Annotated in this window: 11 protein-coding genes; 10 read left to right on the top strand and 1 reads right to left on the bottom strand. The window is 73.1% G+C overall.

The genetic code is table 11. The features are described from left to right. Nucleotides 1-4: 4 nt before the first annotated feature. Nucleotides 5-655 (bottom strand): hypothetical protein, encoded by a 651-nt coding sequence (locus PCC79_RS09985; RefSeq protein WP_232547665.1) that lies wholly within the window; start codon nt 653-655, stop codon nt 5-7. A 128-nt stretch (nt 656-783) separates the two neighbouring features. On the opposite strand from PCC79_RS09985, the gene hrcA reads away from it, so the two are divergent. The 10 genes from hrcA (at nt 784) to PCC79_RS09935 (ending at nt 17,168) form a co-directional block, all read left to right on the top strand. Then, nucleotides 784-1,800, top strand: a complete 1,017-nt coding sequence (hrcA, locus tag PCC79_RS09980) for a heat-inducible transcriptional repressor HrcA (RefSeq protein ID WP_342371732.1) — start codon at nt 784-786, stop codon at nt 1,798-1,800. 18 nt (nt 1,801-1,818) lie between these two features. After that, nucleotides 1,819-2,997, top strand: coding sequence for a molecular chaperone DnaJ (dnaJ, locus tag PCC79_RS09975; protein ID WP_342371731.1), 1,179 nt, complete (start codon nt 1,819-1,821; stop codon nt 2,995-2,997). 48 nt (nt 2,998-3,045) lie between these two features. Then, nucleotides 3,046-3,792 (top strand): 16S rRNA (uracil(1498)-N(3))-methyltransferase, encoded by a 747-nt coding sequence (locus PCC79_RS09970; protein WP_232547668.1) that lies wholly within the window; start codon nt 3,046-3,048, stop codon nt 3,790-3,792. Beyond that, complete coding sequence (tgt, locus tag PCC79_RS09965; protein WP_232547669.1) at nt 3,789-5,018, top strand: tRNA guanosine(34) transglycosylase Tgt; 1,230 nt, start codon at nt 3,789-3,791, stop codon at nt 5,016-5,018. The genes PCC79_RS09970 and tgt overlap by 4 nt, the downstream gene beginning before the upstream one ends. Before the next feature lie 218 nt (nt 5,019-5,236). Continuing rightward, a complete protein-coding gene (locus PCC79_RS09960) occupies nt 5,237-6,037 on the top strand; it encodes a PP2C family protein-serine/threonine phosphatase (RefSeq protein ID WP_232547670.1) in 801 nt (266 codons plus the stop codon). Beyond that, on the top strand, nt 6,037-7,650 hold the full coding sequence (locus tag PCC79_RS09955; protein WP_342371730.1) for an FHA domain-containing protein: 1,614 nt from the start codon (nt 6,037-6,039) through the stop codon (nt 7,648-7,650). The genes PCC79_RS09960 and PCC79_RS09955 overlap by 1 nt, the downstream gene beginning before the upstream one ends. Continuing rightward, the gene (locus PCC79_RS09950) at nt 7,647-9,287 is read left to right on the top strand and encodes a serine/threonine-protein kinase (protein ID WP_342371729.1); all 1,641 of its coding nucleotides are present in this window, start codon (nt 7,647-7,649) and stop codon (nt 9,285-9,287) included. Before PCC79_RS09955 ends, PCC79_RS09950 begins: the two co-directional genes overlap by 4 nt. Further along, a complete protein-coding gene (locus PCC79_RS09945; protein WP_232547673.1) occupies nt 9,284-9,982 on the top strand; it encodes a hypothetical protein in 699 nt (232 codons plus the stop codon). The genes PCC79_RS09950 and PCC79_RS09945 overlap by 4 nt, the downstream gene beginning before the upstream one ends. Nucleotides 9,983-10,007: 25 nt before the next feature. After that, the gene (locus tag PCC79_RS09940; protein ID WP_342371728.1) at nt 10,008-16,169 is read left to right on the top strand and encodes an Ig-like domain-containing protein; all 6,162 of its coding nucleotides are present in this window, start codon (nt 10,008-10,010) and stop codon (nt 16,167-16,169) included. 30 nt (nt 16,170-16,199) lie between these two features. Then, a complete protein-coding gene (locus PCC79_RS09935; RefSeq protein ID WP_232547675.1) occupies nt 16,200-17,168 on the top strand; it encodes an AAA family ATPase in 969 nt (322 codons plus the stop codon). Nucleotides 17,169-17,171: the final 3 nt, after the last annotated feature.

The following is a 17,171-nucleotide window of genomic DNA, read 5'->3' as shown; positions in this document are numbered from 1 at the left end:
CCGCTCAGCCTACCGAGGTGGCGTCCGGCCCCGGCCGCCCGGACAGCCGGCGGCCGCGTCCGATCCGAACGGACGCGAGGAGGAGCTCGAGCAGTCCCGACCCCACCAGCAGGGCCAGCGTGGCGGGCCGCGCGGCGTCCGGGTCGGCGGCCGCGGCGTCGAAGTGCGCCACGCCGGGGACGGCGAGGGCGAGAAAGACGGCCGCGTAGACGACCACGACGCGCGGGTAGGGCCGCAGATGGAGGGCGACCAGGGCACCCGTGGTCATCGGGGTGCCGGCGAAACCCGGCGGGCCGAGCCGGTCGGGCCGCGTGGCCCAGCCGTGGAGCACCACCCACGCGACCCCGAGTGCCACGAGCAGGACCGGCGCCTGCACGGGGGGCAGTTGCCGCCCCAGCAGCCAGCCGTACAGCACGGCCGGGATGCCGAGGAACATGAGCAGGTGGGCCACGAGGAAGATGCGGGTGACGCCGGCAGCGCGCCGGGCGGTCAGTGTGACGAGGGCCCACCCGCCGGTCACGACCGCGACCAGCCACACCCACCAGAACGCGTCGCCGTAGCTGAGGCGTCCGAACGCGGCGGCGGCCACGGGGGCGCCGAAGACGGCGGTCGTGGCCCCCAGGAGCGCGGCGGGGGACGGGGTGGACGCAGGCACGGCGGCCAGCGTAACCGGCGCCACCGCGAGGGTGGCGTAAGCTTGGCACTCACTGCGCGCGAGTGCCAGCCCCGACCCGGGGCGGGCCTGCGGCACGGACACCGCGAGGGGTCACGAGAGGGGGCGACATGCTGGACGACCGCAAGCTGGCGATCCTGCGTGCCATCGTCACCGACTACGTCTCCTCCCAGGAGCCCGTGGGCTCGAAGGCCATCGTCGAGCGCCACAGCCTCAACGTGAGCCCGGCGACCGTCCGCAACGACATGGCCGTGCTGGAGGACGAGGGCTACATCACCCAGCCCCACACCTCGGCAGGCCGCATCCCCACCGACAAGGGCTATCGCCTCTTCGTCGACCGGCTGGCCGCGGTCAAGCCGCTGACGCTGGCGGAGAAGCGGGCCATCACGACGTTCCTCTCGGGCGCGCTCGACGTGGACGACGTGGTGCGCCGCACGGTGGCGCTGCTGGCGCAGGTGACGCGGCAGGTCGCGATCGTGCAGTACCCGGTGCTGACGACCTCGACCATCCGCCACGTCGAGATCGTGCGGCTCGGGCCCGACCGCGGGCTGGCCATGGTGGTCACCAGCACGGGCAGCATCGAGCAGCGGCCGATCCTGCTGGGCGACGTGGACGACGCCGACCTGGCGCTCGTCCGGGCGCGACTCGTCGAGCTGTTGCTGGGCGCGTCCCCGCGGGAGGCCGTAGAACGCCTCGCGACCTTCGCCGACGCCCTACCGCCGACGCTCGGGCCACTGGCGGCCACCGTCACGGCCGCCGCGCTGGAGATGGTGAGCGCCGACGCGAGCACGCGCGTCGTGGTCGGCGGCGTCCCCAACCTGACCCGGTTCGGCGACCAGTTCGAGACCACCGTGAAGCCGGTGCTGGAGGCGCTGGAGGAGCAGGTCGTCCTGCTGCGCCTGCTGGGGGAGACCAGCACCCCGAACGACGTGACCGTGCGCATCGGTCACGAGAACCCCTACGCACCCCTGCAGTCGACGTCCGTGGTGGCGTCGGCGTATGGTGCGGACTCCGACGTGTGGGCGACCCTCGGCATCGTGGGCCCCACCCGCATGGACTACCCGTCCACCATCGCGTCCGTGCGCGCCGTCGCGCGGTACGTGGGCCGCTTCCTGGCCGAAGGCTGATACCCGAGAAGGACGACGTTGAGCGACTACTACGAGGTCCTGGGTGTGCCCCGGGACGCATCGAGCGAGCAGATCAAGAAGGCGTACCGCAAGCTCGCCATGAAGTACCACCCGGACGTGGCCGACGACCCGGCGAGCGCGGAGACGTTCAAGCAGATCGGCGAGGCGTACGCCGTGCTGTCGGACTCCTCCAAGCGCCAGATGTACGACCTGGGCGGCGACCCGTTGCGCTCGGGCGGCGGGGGCGGGGCCGGCGGCATGGGTGGTTTCGGCTTCCCCGGTGGCGCGGGCGGCTTCGACGTCGGCGGGTTGTTCGACGCCATGTTCGGCGCGCAGGGTCAGCGCGGCCCGCGCAGCCGCGTCCGCAAGGGCCAGGACGCCCTCGTCCGCCTCTCGCTGTCGTTGGCCGAGGCCGCGTTCGGGGTGACCAAGCCGGTCCGGGTCGAGACGGCGGTGGTCTGCCCCTCGTGCAGCGGCCGCGGTGCGGCGGACGGCGGCGAGCCGGTCACCTGCAGCACCTGCCACGGGCAGGGCGACGTGCAGAGCGTCCAGCACAGCTTCCTCGGCGACATCCGCACGGTGCAGCCGTGCCCGACGTGCCGGGGTTACGGCACGGTCATCCCCAACCCGTGCGGCGAGTGCTCCGGGGAGGGCCGCGTCCGCAGCACGCGGACGATCAACGTGAAGATTCCCGCCGGGGTGAGCACCGGCAACCGGGTGCACCTCGACTCCCAGGGTGAGGTCGGGCCCGGCGGCGGACCGGCCGGCGACCTGTACGTGGAGCTGGCGGTGAGCCAGCACCCGGTGTTCCGTCGGGACGGCGACAACCTCGAGATGGTCGCGAAGCTGCCCATGACGGCGGCGGCGCTGGGCACCGAGGTGTGGATCGACACGATCGACGCCGAGGTAGAGGGTGCCGATGCCGCCGACGCGCGGGTGAAGCTGGAGGTGCCGCACGGCACCCAGTCGGGCACCCGGCTGGTGCTGGACGGCCGCGGCGTGCCGCGCCTGCGTGGCGCCGGCCGCGGCGACCTCGGGGTTACCCTGTTGGTGCAGACCCCGACGTCGCTGGACGAGCACCAGCGCGAGCTGTTGCGCCAACTGGCGACGGCCCGCGACGAGAACCGGCCCGAGGCGACGGTGGACCGCGGCCCCAAGGGCTTCTTCAGCCGCCTGAAGGACGCCTTCGACGGCTGAGGTCGAACCCAACGAACCCAGACACCGACGCGAGAGGAACCCGAGACGATGACCGAGGCGCTGTTCCTCGCCGATCTCACCCGTTGCCGGGTCGGTGACACGTTCACCCTGGGTGGCGACGAGGGGCGTCACGCGGCGGCCGTCCGTCGCATCCGCGTGGGGGAGACGATCGTCGTCTCCGACGGGGCGGGCACCGCGATTCGCGGCCCCGTGACCGCGACCGACAAGGCGTCCGTCACCCTGGAGGTCGCCGAGGTGCTCACCGCCCAGGCACCGACGGTGCGCTACATCGTCGCCCAGGCCCTGGCCAAGGGCGACCGCGCCGAGCTGGCCGTCGAGATGCTCACCGAGGTGGGCGTCGACCGCATCATCCCGTGGCAGGCGTCCCGCTCCGTCGTGAAGTGGTCGCCCGACCGCGAGGAGCGCCAGGCCGGCCGGTGGCGTTCGACGGCGCGCGAGGCCACCAAGCAGAGCCGGCGCCTCCGCGTCCCGATCATCGCCGCCCCCATGACCACCCGCGAGCTGGCCGAGCTGGCACGCGAGGTGGCCCTCACGCTGATCCTGCACGAGGGTGCCAGCGCGCCGCTTCCGCGCGTCGCGGTGCCCGAGGAGGGTGACGTGCTCGTGATCGTCGGGCCCGAGGGTGGGCTGACCGACGCGGAGATCGCCACCTTCGAGGCCGCGGGCGGGCGGCAGGTGCTGATCAGCGACGCCGTGCTGCGCACCTCCAGCGCCGGCGTCGTGGCCGTCGCGCAGCTGCAGGCGTTGCAGCGCCGCGTGGGCAAGGCGAAGTGAGCGCAGCCTTCGGCTTCACCCGCGGAGCGGAGCTGCCCAACGGGCGCGGCCGCACCGGCGTCATCACCACCCCCCACGGCACGATCCGCACCCCGGCCTTCGTCGTGGTGGGCACCAAGGCGACGGTGAAGGCCGTCCTGCCGGAGTCGGTCGCCGAGCTGGGGGCCCAGGCCGTGTTGGCGAACGCCTACCACCTCTACCTGCAGCCGGGCGCCGACATCGTGGACGCCGCCGGCGGCCTGGGGGCCTTCATGAACTGGCCCGGCCCGACGTTCACCGACTCGGGTGGCTTCCAGGTGATGAGCCTCGGCGTGGGGTTCCGCAAGGTGCTCGCGATGGACGCCGCCGGCGTGGCCGACGACGACGTGATCGCCGCAGGCAAGGAGCGCCTGGCGCGGGTTGACGAGGACGGGGTGACGTTCACCTCCCACCTCAACGGCGACCGGCACCGCTTCACGCCCGAGGTGAGCATGCGCGTCCAGCACGAGCTGGGGGCCGACATCATCTTCGCCTTCGACGAACTCACCACCTTGAAGAACACCCGCGCCTATCAGGAGAGCTCGGTGGAGCGGACGCACCGCTGGGCCGAGCGCTGCCTGCGGGCCCACGGGGAGCTGACCGACGCCCGCGCCGACCGGCCGTACCAGGCGCTGTTCGGCGTGGTGCAGGGAGCGCAGTACGAAGACCTGCGGCGCCGGGCCTCCCGCGGTCTCGCCGAGTTGGAGGTGGACGGGCGCGGGTTCGACGGTTTCGGCATCGGTGGCGCGTTGGAGAAGGAGAACCTGGGCACGATCGTCGGCTGGTGCGCCGACGAGCTGGGGCCCGAGCGTCCCCGGCACCTGCTGGGCATCTCCGAGCCGGAGGATTTCTTCACCGCGATCGAAAACGGGGCCGACACGTTCGACTGCGTCAACCCGAGCCGCGTGGCGCGCAACTCGGCGGTCTACACCGCGGACGGCCGGTACAACCTCCTGACGGCGGCGAGCAGGCGGGCGTTCGGCCCGATCGAGGAGGGGTGCGACTGCTACACGTGCGCCCACTACACCCGGGCGTACCTGCACCACCTGTTCAAGGCCAAGGAGATGCTCGCCTCGACGCTGGCGACGATCCACAACGAACGGTTCACGGTGCGCCTGGTCGACGCGATCCGGGACGCGCTGGGCCGAGGCGAGTTCGACGCCTACCGCACGGAGTTCCTGGGCCGCTGGTTCGCCCGACGCCGCTAGCGGATCCCCGACGCCGCGGGCAGCAGTTGTTGGGGGCGGCAGCGCTGTTGGTGCATTTGGACCCGAGGAAATGGCGCCATGGCGCCATTTCCTCGGGTCCAAATGCCCCATGGGGAGTCCTCCCCATGCGCGGAGGCCGAATTCGTCGGTGGCTGTTGATAGCCTCGGGGCGAAGACGGGCCAGGGCAGGGCCGCCGGGCGGTGGAGAGGGACGATCGATGCTCACGATCCGGAGTGCGCACGCGACCGACGTGGGGCGCGTGCGACGCCTGAACGAGGACAATGCGTTCGCCGGGCAGCGGTTGTGGGTCGTCGCCGACGGCATGGGGGGCCATGCCGCGGGCGATGTCGCCAGCCGCTTGGTCATCGAGGAGCTCCGCACCCTGGACGCGCAGGGCGACCTGCGCCCGGCCGATCTCGTGGCCGGAATCACCCGCGCCAACGGGGCGGTCGTGGCCCACGGACGCCGCCACGACGACGCCCGCGGGTTGGGCACGACCGTGACCGGCGTCGCCGTCGTCACGGTGGCGGGCGAGCCGCACTGGGCGATCTTCAACGTGGGCGACAGCCGCGTGTACCGCGCCGCCGCCGGGCAGCTCGCCCGCGCGACCATCGACCACTCCGAGACCGAAGAGCTCGTGCTCGAGGGCGTCATCACGCCCGAGGAGGCCCGCACCCACCGGGCGCGCAACGTCATCACGCGCAGCCTCGGCATGCCCGGTGAGCCCCAGGTCGACCTGTGGCTGCTGCCCCAGACGCCCGGGGAACGCTTCCTGGTGTGCTCCGACGGGCTCAACTCCGAGCTGGACGACCTGGTGATCGCCGACGTCCTCGCCACCCACCCCGACGCCGAGCCTGCGGCCCGCGCCCTCGTCGACGCGGCCGTCCGGCATGGCGGACGCGACAACGTGACCGCCATCGTCGTCAACGTCGAGGGGGAATGGGACACCGCCGACGACGACACCCAGCCGCGGGATCGCGGACCGGCCACCAGCGCGTCGGACGGGGAGGAGCGCTGATGGCGTCCTTCACCTACGTCCCGGGCACCGCGACGGCGGTGTGCGCCGGCCGCATCGTGGCGCTGCTGGGGCTGGCCCCGGGCCACGAGCTGGTGCCAGCCGTGCATGCCGCGCTCGCCCGCCCCGAGGCGACCGTCGACGATGTGCTCGACGTGCTCGTCAGCCTCGGGCTGCGGACCGTCGCGACCTTCGCCGTCGCCGAGGCCACGCCGGCCGGGGTGCGCGTCGTCGTGCGCGGCCGCGCCCGCGGTGACGTCCCCGGTGCGGGGGTCGTGACCCCCGTGGGGTTGTGGGAGAACCGCTTTCTCGACGGCGCCGACTCCGCGACCGTCACCGTGGCGGACCACGACGGCCCCACCCTGCCGTTGATCGGTGGGGTCGTCCTGGCGGCGTCCGTCACCGTCGCCACCGCCGCCTCCCTACCCGCCGCGCCCCCGCCGGTCGAACCGGCGGACGCGCCCGATGCCCCCGATTCCCCGAGCGAGCTCCAGGACGGACTCGAGTCCCCGCACGGATCAGGGGTCGAGGACGGATCGGGGGCCGAGGAGGCGTCGGGCGGCGAGGACGGGCCGGAGGTTGAGGACGGGCCGGAGGTTGAGGACGGGTCGGAGGTCGAGGACGCCTCGGAAGGCCAGGACGAGGCCGGGGTCGAGGACGCCTCCGGCCCGGTTCCGGACTTCGACCACCTCTTCGGCGCCACCCAGGTGCCCGGGACCGAACCGGGGGAGGCGGCGTCCGTCGGTGCGGTAAAGGGTGTGCCCGCCAGGGGCGAGCACGCCGGGCAGACCATGGCGAGCCCGCACACCGGCAACCTGCCGGAGAACCAGGCACCGCTCCCCCCTCCCGCGACTCCCGCCCCTGGGACTCCCCCCCCCGCGACTCCCACTCCGGTCGGGGACGACCCCGACGCCGACCCACCGCAGAGCGCGAACCGTTCCTCGGGAGTGCCGAGCCGGCCCGATTTCATCGCCGGCCTGCCGTGGGAGATGGGTGCCGCCCCGGTCGCCGCGCCGCCCGACCGGGCGGTCGGTGCCCCACCCGCCGCGCCGGTCGGCGCCCCACCCTCGGGGTCGGGGCCGGTCGAACCGGAGGCGGCGGCGTCGCCGGAACTCACCGTCGACCGCGACCAGTTGCCGGACCACGCTGCGACCGGCCCGCTCGTCGTCGCGGCGCGGTGTCCGCGAGGCCACCTCAGCCCGGCTCACGCCGGCAACTGCCGCGTCTGCGGGCAGGCGCTCGCGGCGCAGGAGCCGTTCGAGGTGCCCCGCCCGCCGCTCGGCGTCCTGCGCCTGGCGAACGGCGACACCGTTCGACTCGACCGCGGCGCGATTCTCGGCCGGCACCCGCGTCTGCCGCAGGGGTGGAGCGACGAGCAGCCCAACCTGGTCAAGATCCCCGACCCGGAGCGGGACATCTCCGGCCAGCACGTCGCGATCCGGCTCGACTACTGGCACGTCCTGGTCACGGACCTGGGCAGCACGAACGGCACCGAGGTCGTGCTACCCGGTGCCGAGCCCGTCACGCTGCGGGCGCACGACGCGATGGCCATCGAGCCGGGGACGCGGGTGATCCTGGCGGGCGTGTTCGACCTCACCTTCGAGGTGGAACCGTGAGCGCCACCCTGCCGCCCCCCGAGATCCCCGGCCTCGCGTTCCTCGACAAACTCGGTTCGGGCGGCTATGCCGACGTCTACCTCTATTCCCAGGCGATGCCGGCCCGCAAGGTGGCGGTCAAGGTGCTGCGCGAGGCCGGGCTGTCGGCGGGACGCGCCGCCCGCTTCGCCGCCGAGGCGAACGCCATGGCCCAGCTCGAGCACCCCCACATCGTGCCGGTGTACGCGGCCGGCACGACCGGCGACGGGCACCCCTACCTCGTCATGATGTTCTACCCGCAGGCGAGCCTGGCCGAGCGGGCCCGCAAGGAGCGGTTCTCCGTCGCCGAGGTGCTGCGCATCGGCATCCAGATCAGCTCCGCGGTGGAGACCGCCCACCGCTCCGGGCTCCTCCACCGTGACATCAAGCCCGCCAACATCCTGACCAGCCAGTACGGCACGCCCGGCCTCACCGACTTCGGCATTGCCGCGCAGGTGAGCGAGGTGGACGACGACGACGCAGGGGTGTCCGTGCCGTGGTCGCCCGTCGAGACGCTCTACGTGACCGGGCCCGCCACCGTGCGCTCCGACGTCTATTCGCTGGCGGCGACGCTGTGGCACCTGTTGGTGGGGCGCTCCCCGTTCGAGGTGCCGGGCGGGGACAACTCCACCTACGCGCTGATGAAGCGGATCCGCGACGTGCCCGCCCCCTCCACCGGACGCTCCGACGTCCCCACCTCGCTGGAACGGCTGCTGCGCACCGCGTTGGCCAAGGACGCCCACGTGCGGCCGGCATCCGCGTTGGCGTTGGCGCGCTCGCTGCAGGCCATCGAGCAGGAGCTGCGCCTGGCCCGCACCGAGATCGTCCTGGCCGAGGACGCCGCCGCCGTGCCCGCACCCGACGACGGCACGACGCGCGTCACCTCGCCGGAACGGCCGCCGCGGCCCGGCGACGACGCCACCCGCCTGCGCCAGCCCCAGCGTGTCGAACCCCAGCGCGTCGAACCCCAGCGTGTCGAATCCCAGCGCGTTGCCACCCAGCAGGGCGCAGCGCAACGCGTTGCCACCCAGCGCGCTGAAACCCTTGGCGGGGGAACCGCGCCGGACGACGACCCCGCGACGCTGCTGCGTGGCGGCGTCGTCCGGTCGGCCCAACGCGCGCCCGAGCCCGACCCGGACACGGCGTACCGCCGCCCGGCCAGCCACGACCACGCCGCCCTGCCCGACCCGGCGGACGACGGCGCGGGCCGCCGCGCCGCAGGATTCCGGTGGGGGCTGGCGGCGCTGGGGGCGATGGCTCTGATGGTGGTGGCCGTCGTGGCCTTCTGGGCGGTGGGGGGCAACCGCCTCGAGGCGGTGGGCGAGCCGACGGCGACCCCGAGCGCGCCGCGTCCCGATCTGGGGCAGGTGGCCCGGCCGGGGATGCCGGTGGTCAGCGGGCAGCGGGCCGACCAGAGCGTCCACTTCGCCTGGACCTACGACAACCCCCTCGACAGCGACACCTTTCTGGTGCAGGTGCGCGGCGAGGACGCCCCCCGCGACGTCGAGGTGCCCGAGATCACCCTGGACGCCCCCACCGAGACCTGCATCGCCGTCAAGGTGCTGCGCGTCGACGGCAGCCACTTCACCCGCGACTGGCCCGAGGAGACCTGCGCATGACCACGATCACCCTCGACTTCTGCGGCGAGCTCTACACCCCCGACCCCGAGGTGCCGTTCACGATCGGCCGTGAGGCCGACGTCGTCATCGACGACGACAACCCGTTCCTGCACCGCCTGTTCCTGTCGCTCGTGCACAGCCACCAGCTGTGGTGGCTCACCAACGTGGGCTCCCAGTTGACGGCGACGGTGAGCCACGACGAGGGCCGGGTGCAGGCCTGGCTGGCGCCGGGGGCGTCCATGCCGATCGTGTTCCGCGACACGGTGGTGTGGTTCACGGCGGGCTCGACGACGTATGAGTTCGAGCTGCACCTGGACGAGGCCGTGCTGACGCCGACCGGGCCCGAGCCCGAGCCGGCCGACGACGGCTCGACGACCATCGGACGCGTCAGCCTGACGCCCGACCAGAAGCTGCTGATCGTCGCCCTGTGCGAGGACGTGCTGCGCCGGGGCGACCGCGGGGCGGGGGCGGTGCCCCAGTCGGCGGCCGCCGCGGCCCGGCTGGGGTGGCCGGTGACGAAATTCAACCGCAAGCTCGACAACGTGTGCAGCAAGCTGGCCGATCTCGGCGTCCGCGGACTCCACGGCGGCCCGACGAAGCTTGCCTCCTCGCGCAAGGCGCGGCTCGTCGAATACGCGATGGCGGCCCGGATCGTGACGGCCGACGACCTCGACCTGCTGCCTGGGTTACAGTGACCGAGCCCGACCGAGGACCTGAACCGTGAAATCCCCAACGCGCTGGTTGCCCGCCGCCGCCTTCGTCACCGTGCTGGTGGTGCTGGCGACGTTCGCGCTGCTCTCCCCGGGCTACCCCGTCCGCAAACTCAACCTCAACGACTCCGGCATCTGGGTGACCAACAACGCCGAGGCGCTCTACGGCCGGCTCAACAAGTCAGTGGAGTCCCTCGATGGGCTGCTGGGGCCGGCGGGCGGCACGCAGGGGGCGGGTTCGTTCGCCCTGGACGTGGTGCAGGACGAGTCGCGCGTGGTGGCCCGCGACCTGCTCTCGGGGCGGGTGACGCCCGTGGACGCCGCGGGGGTCGCCCACCAGATCGAGCGGGGCATCACGCTGGCGCCGACCTCGCTGCTGGACCTGCGCGCCGGGTCGGTGGCGGTGCTCGACCCGGTGACCGGCAACGTGTGGGCGGGGCGCTTCGGTGAGGACGACACCACCGTCGACCTCGGTGCCGTGGACGCAAACCAGAAGGTCGTCGCCGAGCTGGGGGGGGCCGCCCCCGGGGCGGTGCAGGGCCAGGAGGGTGGGCTGAGCATCGGCGTCGACGGCGTCGTGCACGCCGTGTCGAGCAACGGCCGGTCGGTGACCCTCCGGCCCGACGGGCTCGCGTTCGCCGAGCCCCAGTACGCCGAGGGTGCGCCGCGCGCAGCGGTGCAGGTGGCGGCCGTCGGCGAGGGTGTCGCGGTGCTGGACGCCGAGGCCGGCGCCCTGACGTTGCCCGATGGCGCCGTCGTCGCGGTGGACGCCGACCCCCGCTCCCGGCTGCAGCGGGCCTCGGAGGCCGCCGACACGGTGGCGGTGGCGACGGCGTCCGGGCTGTTCGCCGCCGACCGCTCGGGGCTGGCCCCGCTGGCCGACGGCAACGGCAACGCACCGGCGGTGCCCGTGGTGCTCGGCGGCTGCACGTTCGCCGCGTGGGCGGGGGAGCCGGGCGTCGTCGTCCGCTCCTGCGACGGCGAGCCCGGTGTCGCGCAGGGCGGGCTGGAGGGGGTACCCCTCGTGGCACCGGTCTTCCGCACCAACCACGGGCTGATCCTGCTGAACGACACCTCCGACGGCAAGGTCTACAGCTTCGAGGAGCAGCGCTTCGTCCAGAACTGGACCGACGCCCAACCGCTGCCCGCTACCGACGACGGGGATCCGGAGCAGGAGGCGCGCCCCAACGAGGACGAGCCGCCCACGGCCAACCCGGACACGATCGGCGCCCGCCCCGGCCGCACCACCGTCGCGCACGTGCTCGACAACGACACCGATGCGCTGGGCCGCATCCTGACGGTGACGGGCGTGACCCAGCCGTCGTCGGGGGCGTCCGCGCAGGTGGCACCCGACGGCCAGACGGTGCTGGTGACCCTGCCGTCCGACGCCACGGCCACGAGCTTCCAGTACAGCATCGACAACGGCAGCACGTCGGCGAGCGCCACCGTGACCGTCGACGTGCGCTCCGAGGCCGAGAACGGTGAGCCCCACCTGCGGCCCGGCGCGCCCGAGCGCACCCATCCGGTTGCCTCGTGGGGCACCCTCGTCATGCCGGTGACGGCCGACTGGCGCGACCCCGACGGCGACCCCGTGGCGGTGCACAGCGTCGAGGCGCCCTCGCTCGGTGTGGCGGGCATCACGACCGACGGCCGCGTGACGTTCACGGCCGACCGCGCCGATGACACCACCCTCGTGCCGCTCGCGGTCAACCTGTCCGACGGACGCGGTGAGCTGGTGCCGAGCGTCGCGCAGGTCAAGGTGCTCGGCCATCGCGCGACGGAGGGCGACGCCCCCGTCCCCCAGCCGGATGCCGTCCGCGGCGAGGTGGGCAAGCCGCTGGTCATCTCGCCGCTCGGCAACGACCTGCCCGGAGCCGACCCGCTGAACCCGCGGGCCGTCCTTGAGCTGGCCGCGCCGGTGCAGGGTGCCGACGGCCTGACCGTCGACACCGACCTGCGTTCCGGCGAGGTGACGGTGACCGCCGCCGCGGCCCGCACCTACTTCCTCGACTACACGGCGAAGTTCGGCTCGGCCCAGTTCGCGCAGGGCCAGATCCGCGTCGACATGGCCGAGCCCGGCCCGAGCCGGCCGACCGCCGCCCCCGACCACGTGACGGTGCGCGGCCAGGCGGGCGTCATGGTGGACGTGCTGGCCAACGACACCGACCCGACCGGCTCGGTGCTCACGGTGCTGGCCGCGGTGCCTGAGGACACGGGGGCCGACGGCGGGCAGCTGCAGGCGGCCGTCCTGAAGGGCCGATGGCTGCGGATCATGCCGCGCGTCGAGACGCTGTCACCCGCCACCCAGGTGGTGACGTACACGATGACGAACGGCCTCTCGGAGCCGGTGACCGGCAGCGTGGTCGTCACCCAACTGCCCCGCCCGCCGCAGGACGCCGCGGTGGTCAACGACGACTTCACGACGGTCCGGGTGGGGGATTCGGTGCTCGTGCCGGTGCTCGAGAACGACTCCTCGACGTCGGGGGAGCCGCTGGAGCTGGATCGCAACGCGCCCGACCTGCCGGGCGGCGAACTGCGCGTCATCGACCCCAACGTGCCCCAGGGCCAGGAGCAGGGCGACGTCGGCCACGCCTACGTCGTCAACGACCAGGTGCGCTACGTGGCGCCGGCCGAGCTCGCGGCCGAGCGGCAGGTGCGCGTCGAGTACCAGGCCCAGGCGCCCGCCGGCACCCCGGAGACGGGGGTGCTGAACGTCACCGTCACCCCGGCCCCGTCGGAGGAGAACCCCAACACCGCGCCGCAGCCGCAGAACCTCGAGGCCCGCGTCAGCGCGGGGCAGACCATCGAGATCCCGATCGAACCGTGGCGGCAGGATGCCGACGGCGACACGGTGACGGTGCTCGGCCTGGCGAGCGCGCCCACGAAGGGCCGCGTGCTCGGGTTCAGCCCCAACGCGCTCACCTACCAGGCCTATCCGGGTGAGGGCAACGGGGGCACCGACGTGTTCCGCTACCGCGTGACCGACGCCCACGGGGCCACCGAGACGGGCCTCGTGCGCGTCGCGATCACCGAACCGGGGGCCGTCCAGGCGCCCGTGGCCGTGGCTGACACCGTGATCGCCGCGCCCGACACCGAGGTGCAGTTGCACGCGCTCAGCAATGACATGTTCGATGAGGTCGATCCGCCGACGGTCGTCCCGTTCGAGGACATGGGCAACGAGGTGCCCGAGGGCGTGTCCCTGGGTGGGCCGGCCGGGCCGATCCTGGCCCGGACGCCCCGCGGTGCGGACGCCCCCACCCAGTTCGCCTACGCGCTGCGCAACTCGGGCGGGGTGGGGCCCGCGGCGCAGGTGACAGTGCGCGCGCAGGACGGCTACCTCAACCCGCCGCGCACCTACGACGAGGTCGCGGAGGCCGACGGCGTCAACGCCACCGTGGACGCCCTGCGCCGCACGTGGGACCCCGACGGGCCCAAGTCGGCGATGCGCATCAGCGCGGTGAGCAACCCCGAGGCGACGGTGGACGGGGGCACGGTGACGATCCCGTTGCGGGAACGGCCCCAGGCGGTGACCTACGTGGTCACGGACGCGACGGGCGCGTCGTCGGCGTCGGTGCTGTTCGTGCCGGCCGGCGGCAGCGGCGTCCCGCACCTGGTCGACGGCAGCCAGATCGAGGTGGCGCCCAACAGCACCTTCTCCTTCGACGTGAACGACTACGTCCGCGCCCCGCGCGGCACCCCGGTGACGATCACGGTGGCCGAGTCGCTCGCGTCCTCACCGGGGCAGGTCACGGTGACGCCCGACAGCGACACGCGGCTGACGCTCACCACGGTGGAGGACTACTCCGGCCCCGCGGCGGTCACCTTCGAGGTGCGCGACGGCGGCCCCGACGACCCGCTCACGCAGACGGCGGTGATCTCGATTCCCGTCCAGGTCGGCTCCGCCACGCCGGTGCTCCGCTGCCCGCCGTTCCAGCAGCGGCTCGTGCAGGGTGGCCCGGCGGTCGACCTGCGTATCGCGGCGATCTGCAGCGTGTGGACGCCGGACCCGGCCCAGGCGGCCGGCCTGGCGTTCACCGCGGACTGGGCCGAGGGCGTCCGCGACGTCACCGCGACGGCGCAGGGCCAGGTCGTCACCGTGGTGGCCGGCTCGAACGCGCGTCCGGGGGACCTGGGGGTGCTGCGGGTGGCGGTCGACGGCTTCCCCGACACCGCCAAGGAGATGGGCATCGAGGTGGTGGCCGCCCCGCGCCCGCGGCTGGTGGTCTCCGACATCACCGACGTGCAGGCCGGCACGGCCGTGAGCCAGACCATTCAGCTCTCCTCGCCGCTGGCCGAGCCCGAGCCGACGATCGTCTCGTTCGAGCGGGTGGGCGGCATGGAGGCCGACACGTCGTTCCAGGGCAGTCGCTTCACCGTCACACCGCGGGAGAGCTCGCACGGCGTCATGGTGTTCCGGGTGGTGGCGAGCGACCTCGCCGACCGTGGCCGGACCGACCGCCACGTGGAGGCGACCCTGCGCGTCACCGTGTTCGGCGTGCCGGACAAGATGGCTCCGCCGCAACCCTCGATGCAACTGCGCAGCGAGGCCGCCTCGGTGACGTTCAGCCCGCCCGCCGACAACGGGGCGCCGATCCTGGAGTACGAGGTGACCGGCGGGGGCAAGACGGTGAACTGCGGCCGCGCCACGCGCTGCGACATCACCGGGCTGGCCAACGGGGTTCCCGTCAGCTTCCAGGTACGGGCCCGGAATCGGGCCGGCTGGTCGGAGCCGAGCGACCCGGGGCCGTCGGTGACTCCGGACGAGGCGCCGGGGCGCGTGCCGAGCTTCACCGCGTCCAACCCCACCGACGGCTCGGTGACGCTCGCCTGGCAGCCGGCGCTCAACCGCGGCTCCCCGGTGACGCGGTACGTCATCACCTACGGCGGGCAGAGCCAGCCGGTGCCCGGCGGGTCGACCAGCACCGTCGTGAGCGGGCTGAACAACAACGCCGTCTACACCTTCACGATCGTGGCGCAGAACAACGCGGGGACGAGCCAGGAGCCCACCTCGACGACGGGACAGAGCTCGGGGCGTCCCGTGATGTCCGGGGTGAGTGTGGGCTCGAGCGACCTCGGGTCGAGCGCGCAGGTGACGGTGTCGTGGCCGGGGGCCGACCCGCAGGGCCCGCGTCCGGTGACGTACACGGTGACGCGCTCGGGCGGCAGCGCCGGGGCGCGGACGTGGACGGGCGTCACCGGCACCTCGCTGGGAGACCAGGTGGCCTACGATGGCTCGGTCTACACCTATGCGGTCACCGCGACGAACGCCACCGGGGGGGCGGCGCACACGTCCGCGCCGGTCAGCACCCAGTTCCGGGCCACCGGCAAGCCGGCCGCCTGGGCGGGGTGGACGGCGACGCCCACGGGCGCCGATGGCACCCTGCGCGTCTCCTACACCGTGCCCCCCCCGCGGGGCTCCACCTCGACCGTGACGCTCCACGGCGCGGGCGGTCCACGCACGATGGCCTCGGGGAGCGCGACCTCGTCGACCTCCTTCAACGGCATCACCGTCGGCGGGCTGACCAACGGCACCGGCTACTCGATGTACCTGAAGGTCTGCAACGAGAACAACGCCTGCAGCCAGTCGGCCCCGGTCTCGGCGACGCCGTACGGCCCCCTCGGTGCCCCCACGCTGCAGGCCAGCGCCAGCGGCAACACCGTCACCTGGTCGGCCACCGGCAGCGGGAACGGACGCACCGCCGTGCTCACCGTCTCCGACGACGCGGGGGGCTCGGCGCGCGATCAGGGCGCCGGGTCGCTGCGGGCCGGCGTCGGCTCCCGCGAGGTCGGGTACGACCGCACCGTGACGGTGACCGCGACGCTGTCCGACCCCGCCGGCGGACGCGAGTCGCGCACCGTCACGCAGCGGGTCACGACCGGGTCGCCTCCGCCCCCGCCCAAGACGGTCCGGGTGTGGCAGGGCCCTGACGTCGGCTTCCCTGACGGGTGCCCGAACGGGTACTACCTAGGAGGCGGCTGCCGGAGGATCGGCATCACCACGACGGGGTTCGAGGGCCAGAGCTATCAGTGCCACATCTATCTGGCCAGCGGGGGAACTGGCTGGCGATACACCTTCACGGGGAACTACGACGGTACCCCCGCGCCGTACACGGGTTACGACACCTACGTCTACGCAAACTGCGGCGGCGTCATCGGCAGCGTCAAGTGGTAAATCTTGATCGAGGAGACGGAGTGAGGACTCATGAGCATCACCGCCGAGCAGGCGACGTGGTTCGCGCAGACGTTCGACCAGCTGGTCGGCAACGTGGGCGTGGCGATCCGCGGCAAGGAACGGGTCATCCGGCTCGCCGTGACGTGTCTGCTGTCCGAGGGGCACCTGTTGCTCGAGGACAACCCGGGCACGGGCAAGACGGTGCTCGCCAAGTCGCTCGCCGCGACCGTGGACGGGACGCACACCCGCATCCAGTTCACCCCCGACCTGCTGCCGAGTGACCTCATTGGCGTCACGGTGTACGACCAGAAGGAACAAACCTTCGAGTTCCACCAGGGGCCGGTGTTCGCCACCATCGTGCTGGCCGACGAGATCAACCGCGCTTCGCCGAAGACGCAGTCGGCGCTGCTGGAGGTGATGGAGGAGTCCCGGGTCAGCGTCGACGGAGAGACCCACGCCGTGGGGCGTCCGTTCATGGTGATCGCGACGCAGAACCCGATCGAGCAGGCCGGCACCTACCGGCTGCCCGAGGCGCAGCTGGACCGTTTCCTCATGAAGAGCTCGGTCGGCTACCCCGATCTCGACGTCACCGTGGAGCTGCTCGCCCAGGCCGCGAACCGTGACAGGGCGGCCGACGTCGCGCCGGTCATCGCCGCCAACGCCGTGTCGCAGATGGCCGCGTTCGCCAACCAGGTGCACGTGGAGGAGGCGATCCTCGCCTACGTCGGGCACCTGGCGGAGGAGTCCCGCCGCCACACCCACGTGAAACTCGGCATCTCGGTGCGCGGCTGCCTGGCCTACGTCCGCGCGGCGAAGACGTGGGCGCTCTCGCAGGGACGCTCTTACGTCATCCCCGACGACATCGCCGACCTGGCGGTGCCGATCATGAGCCACCGCCTCCTGCTGAACGCCGAGGCGCAGTTCTCCGGGGTGAGCCCGGAGAGCGTCATCGACGACCTGTTCGCCGCCGTCGCCGCCCCGGCCGACCGCGTCCACTGAGGA

This window comes from Propioniciclava soli, assembly GCF_038502305.1.
Taxonomy (GTDB): Bacteria; Actinomycetota; Actinomycetes; order Propionibacteriales; family Propionibacteriaceae; genus Propioniciclava; species Propioniciclava soli.
This window is presented reverse-complemented; position numbering and strand designations above follow the sequence as displayed.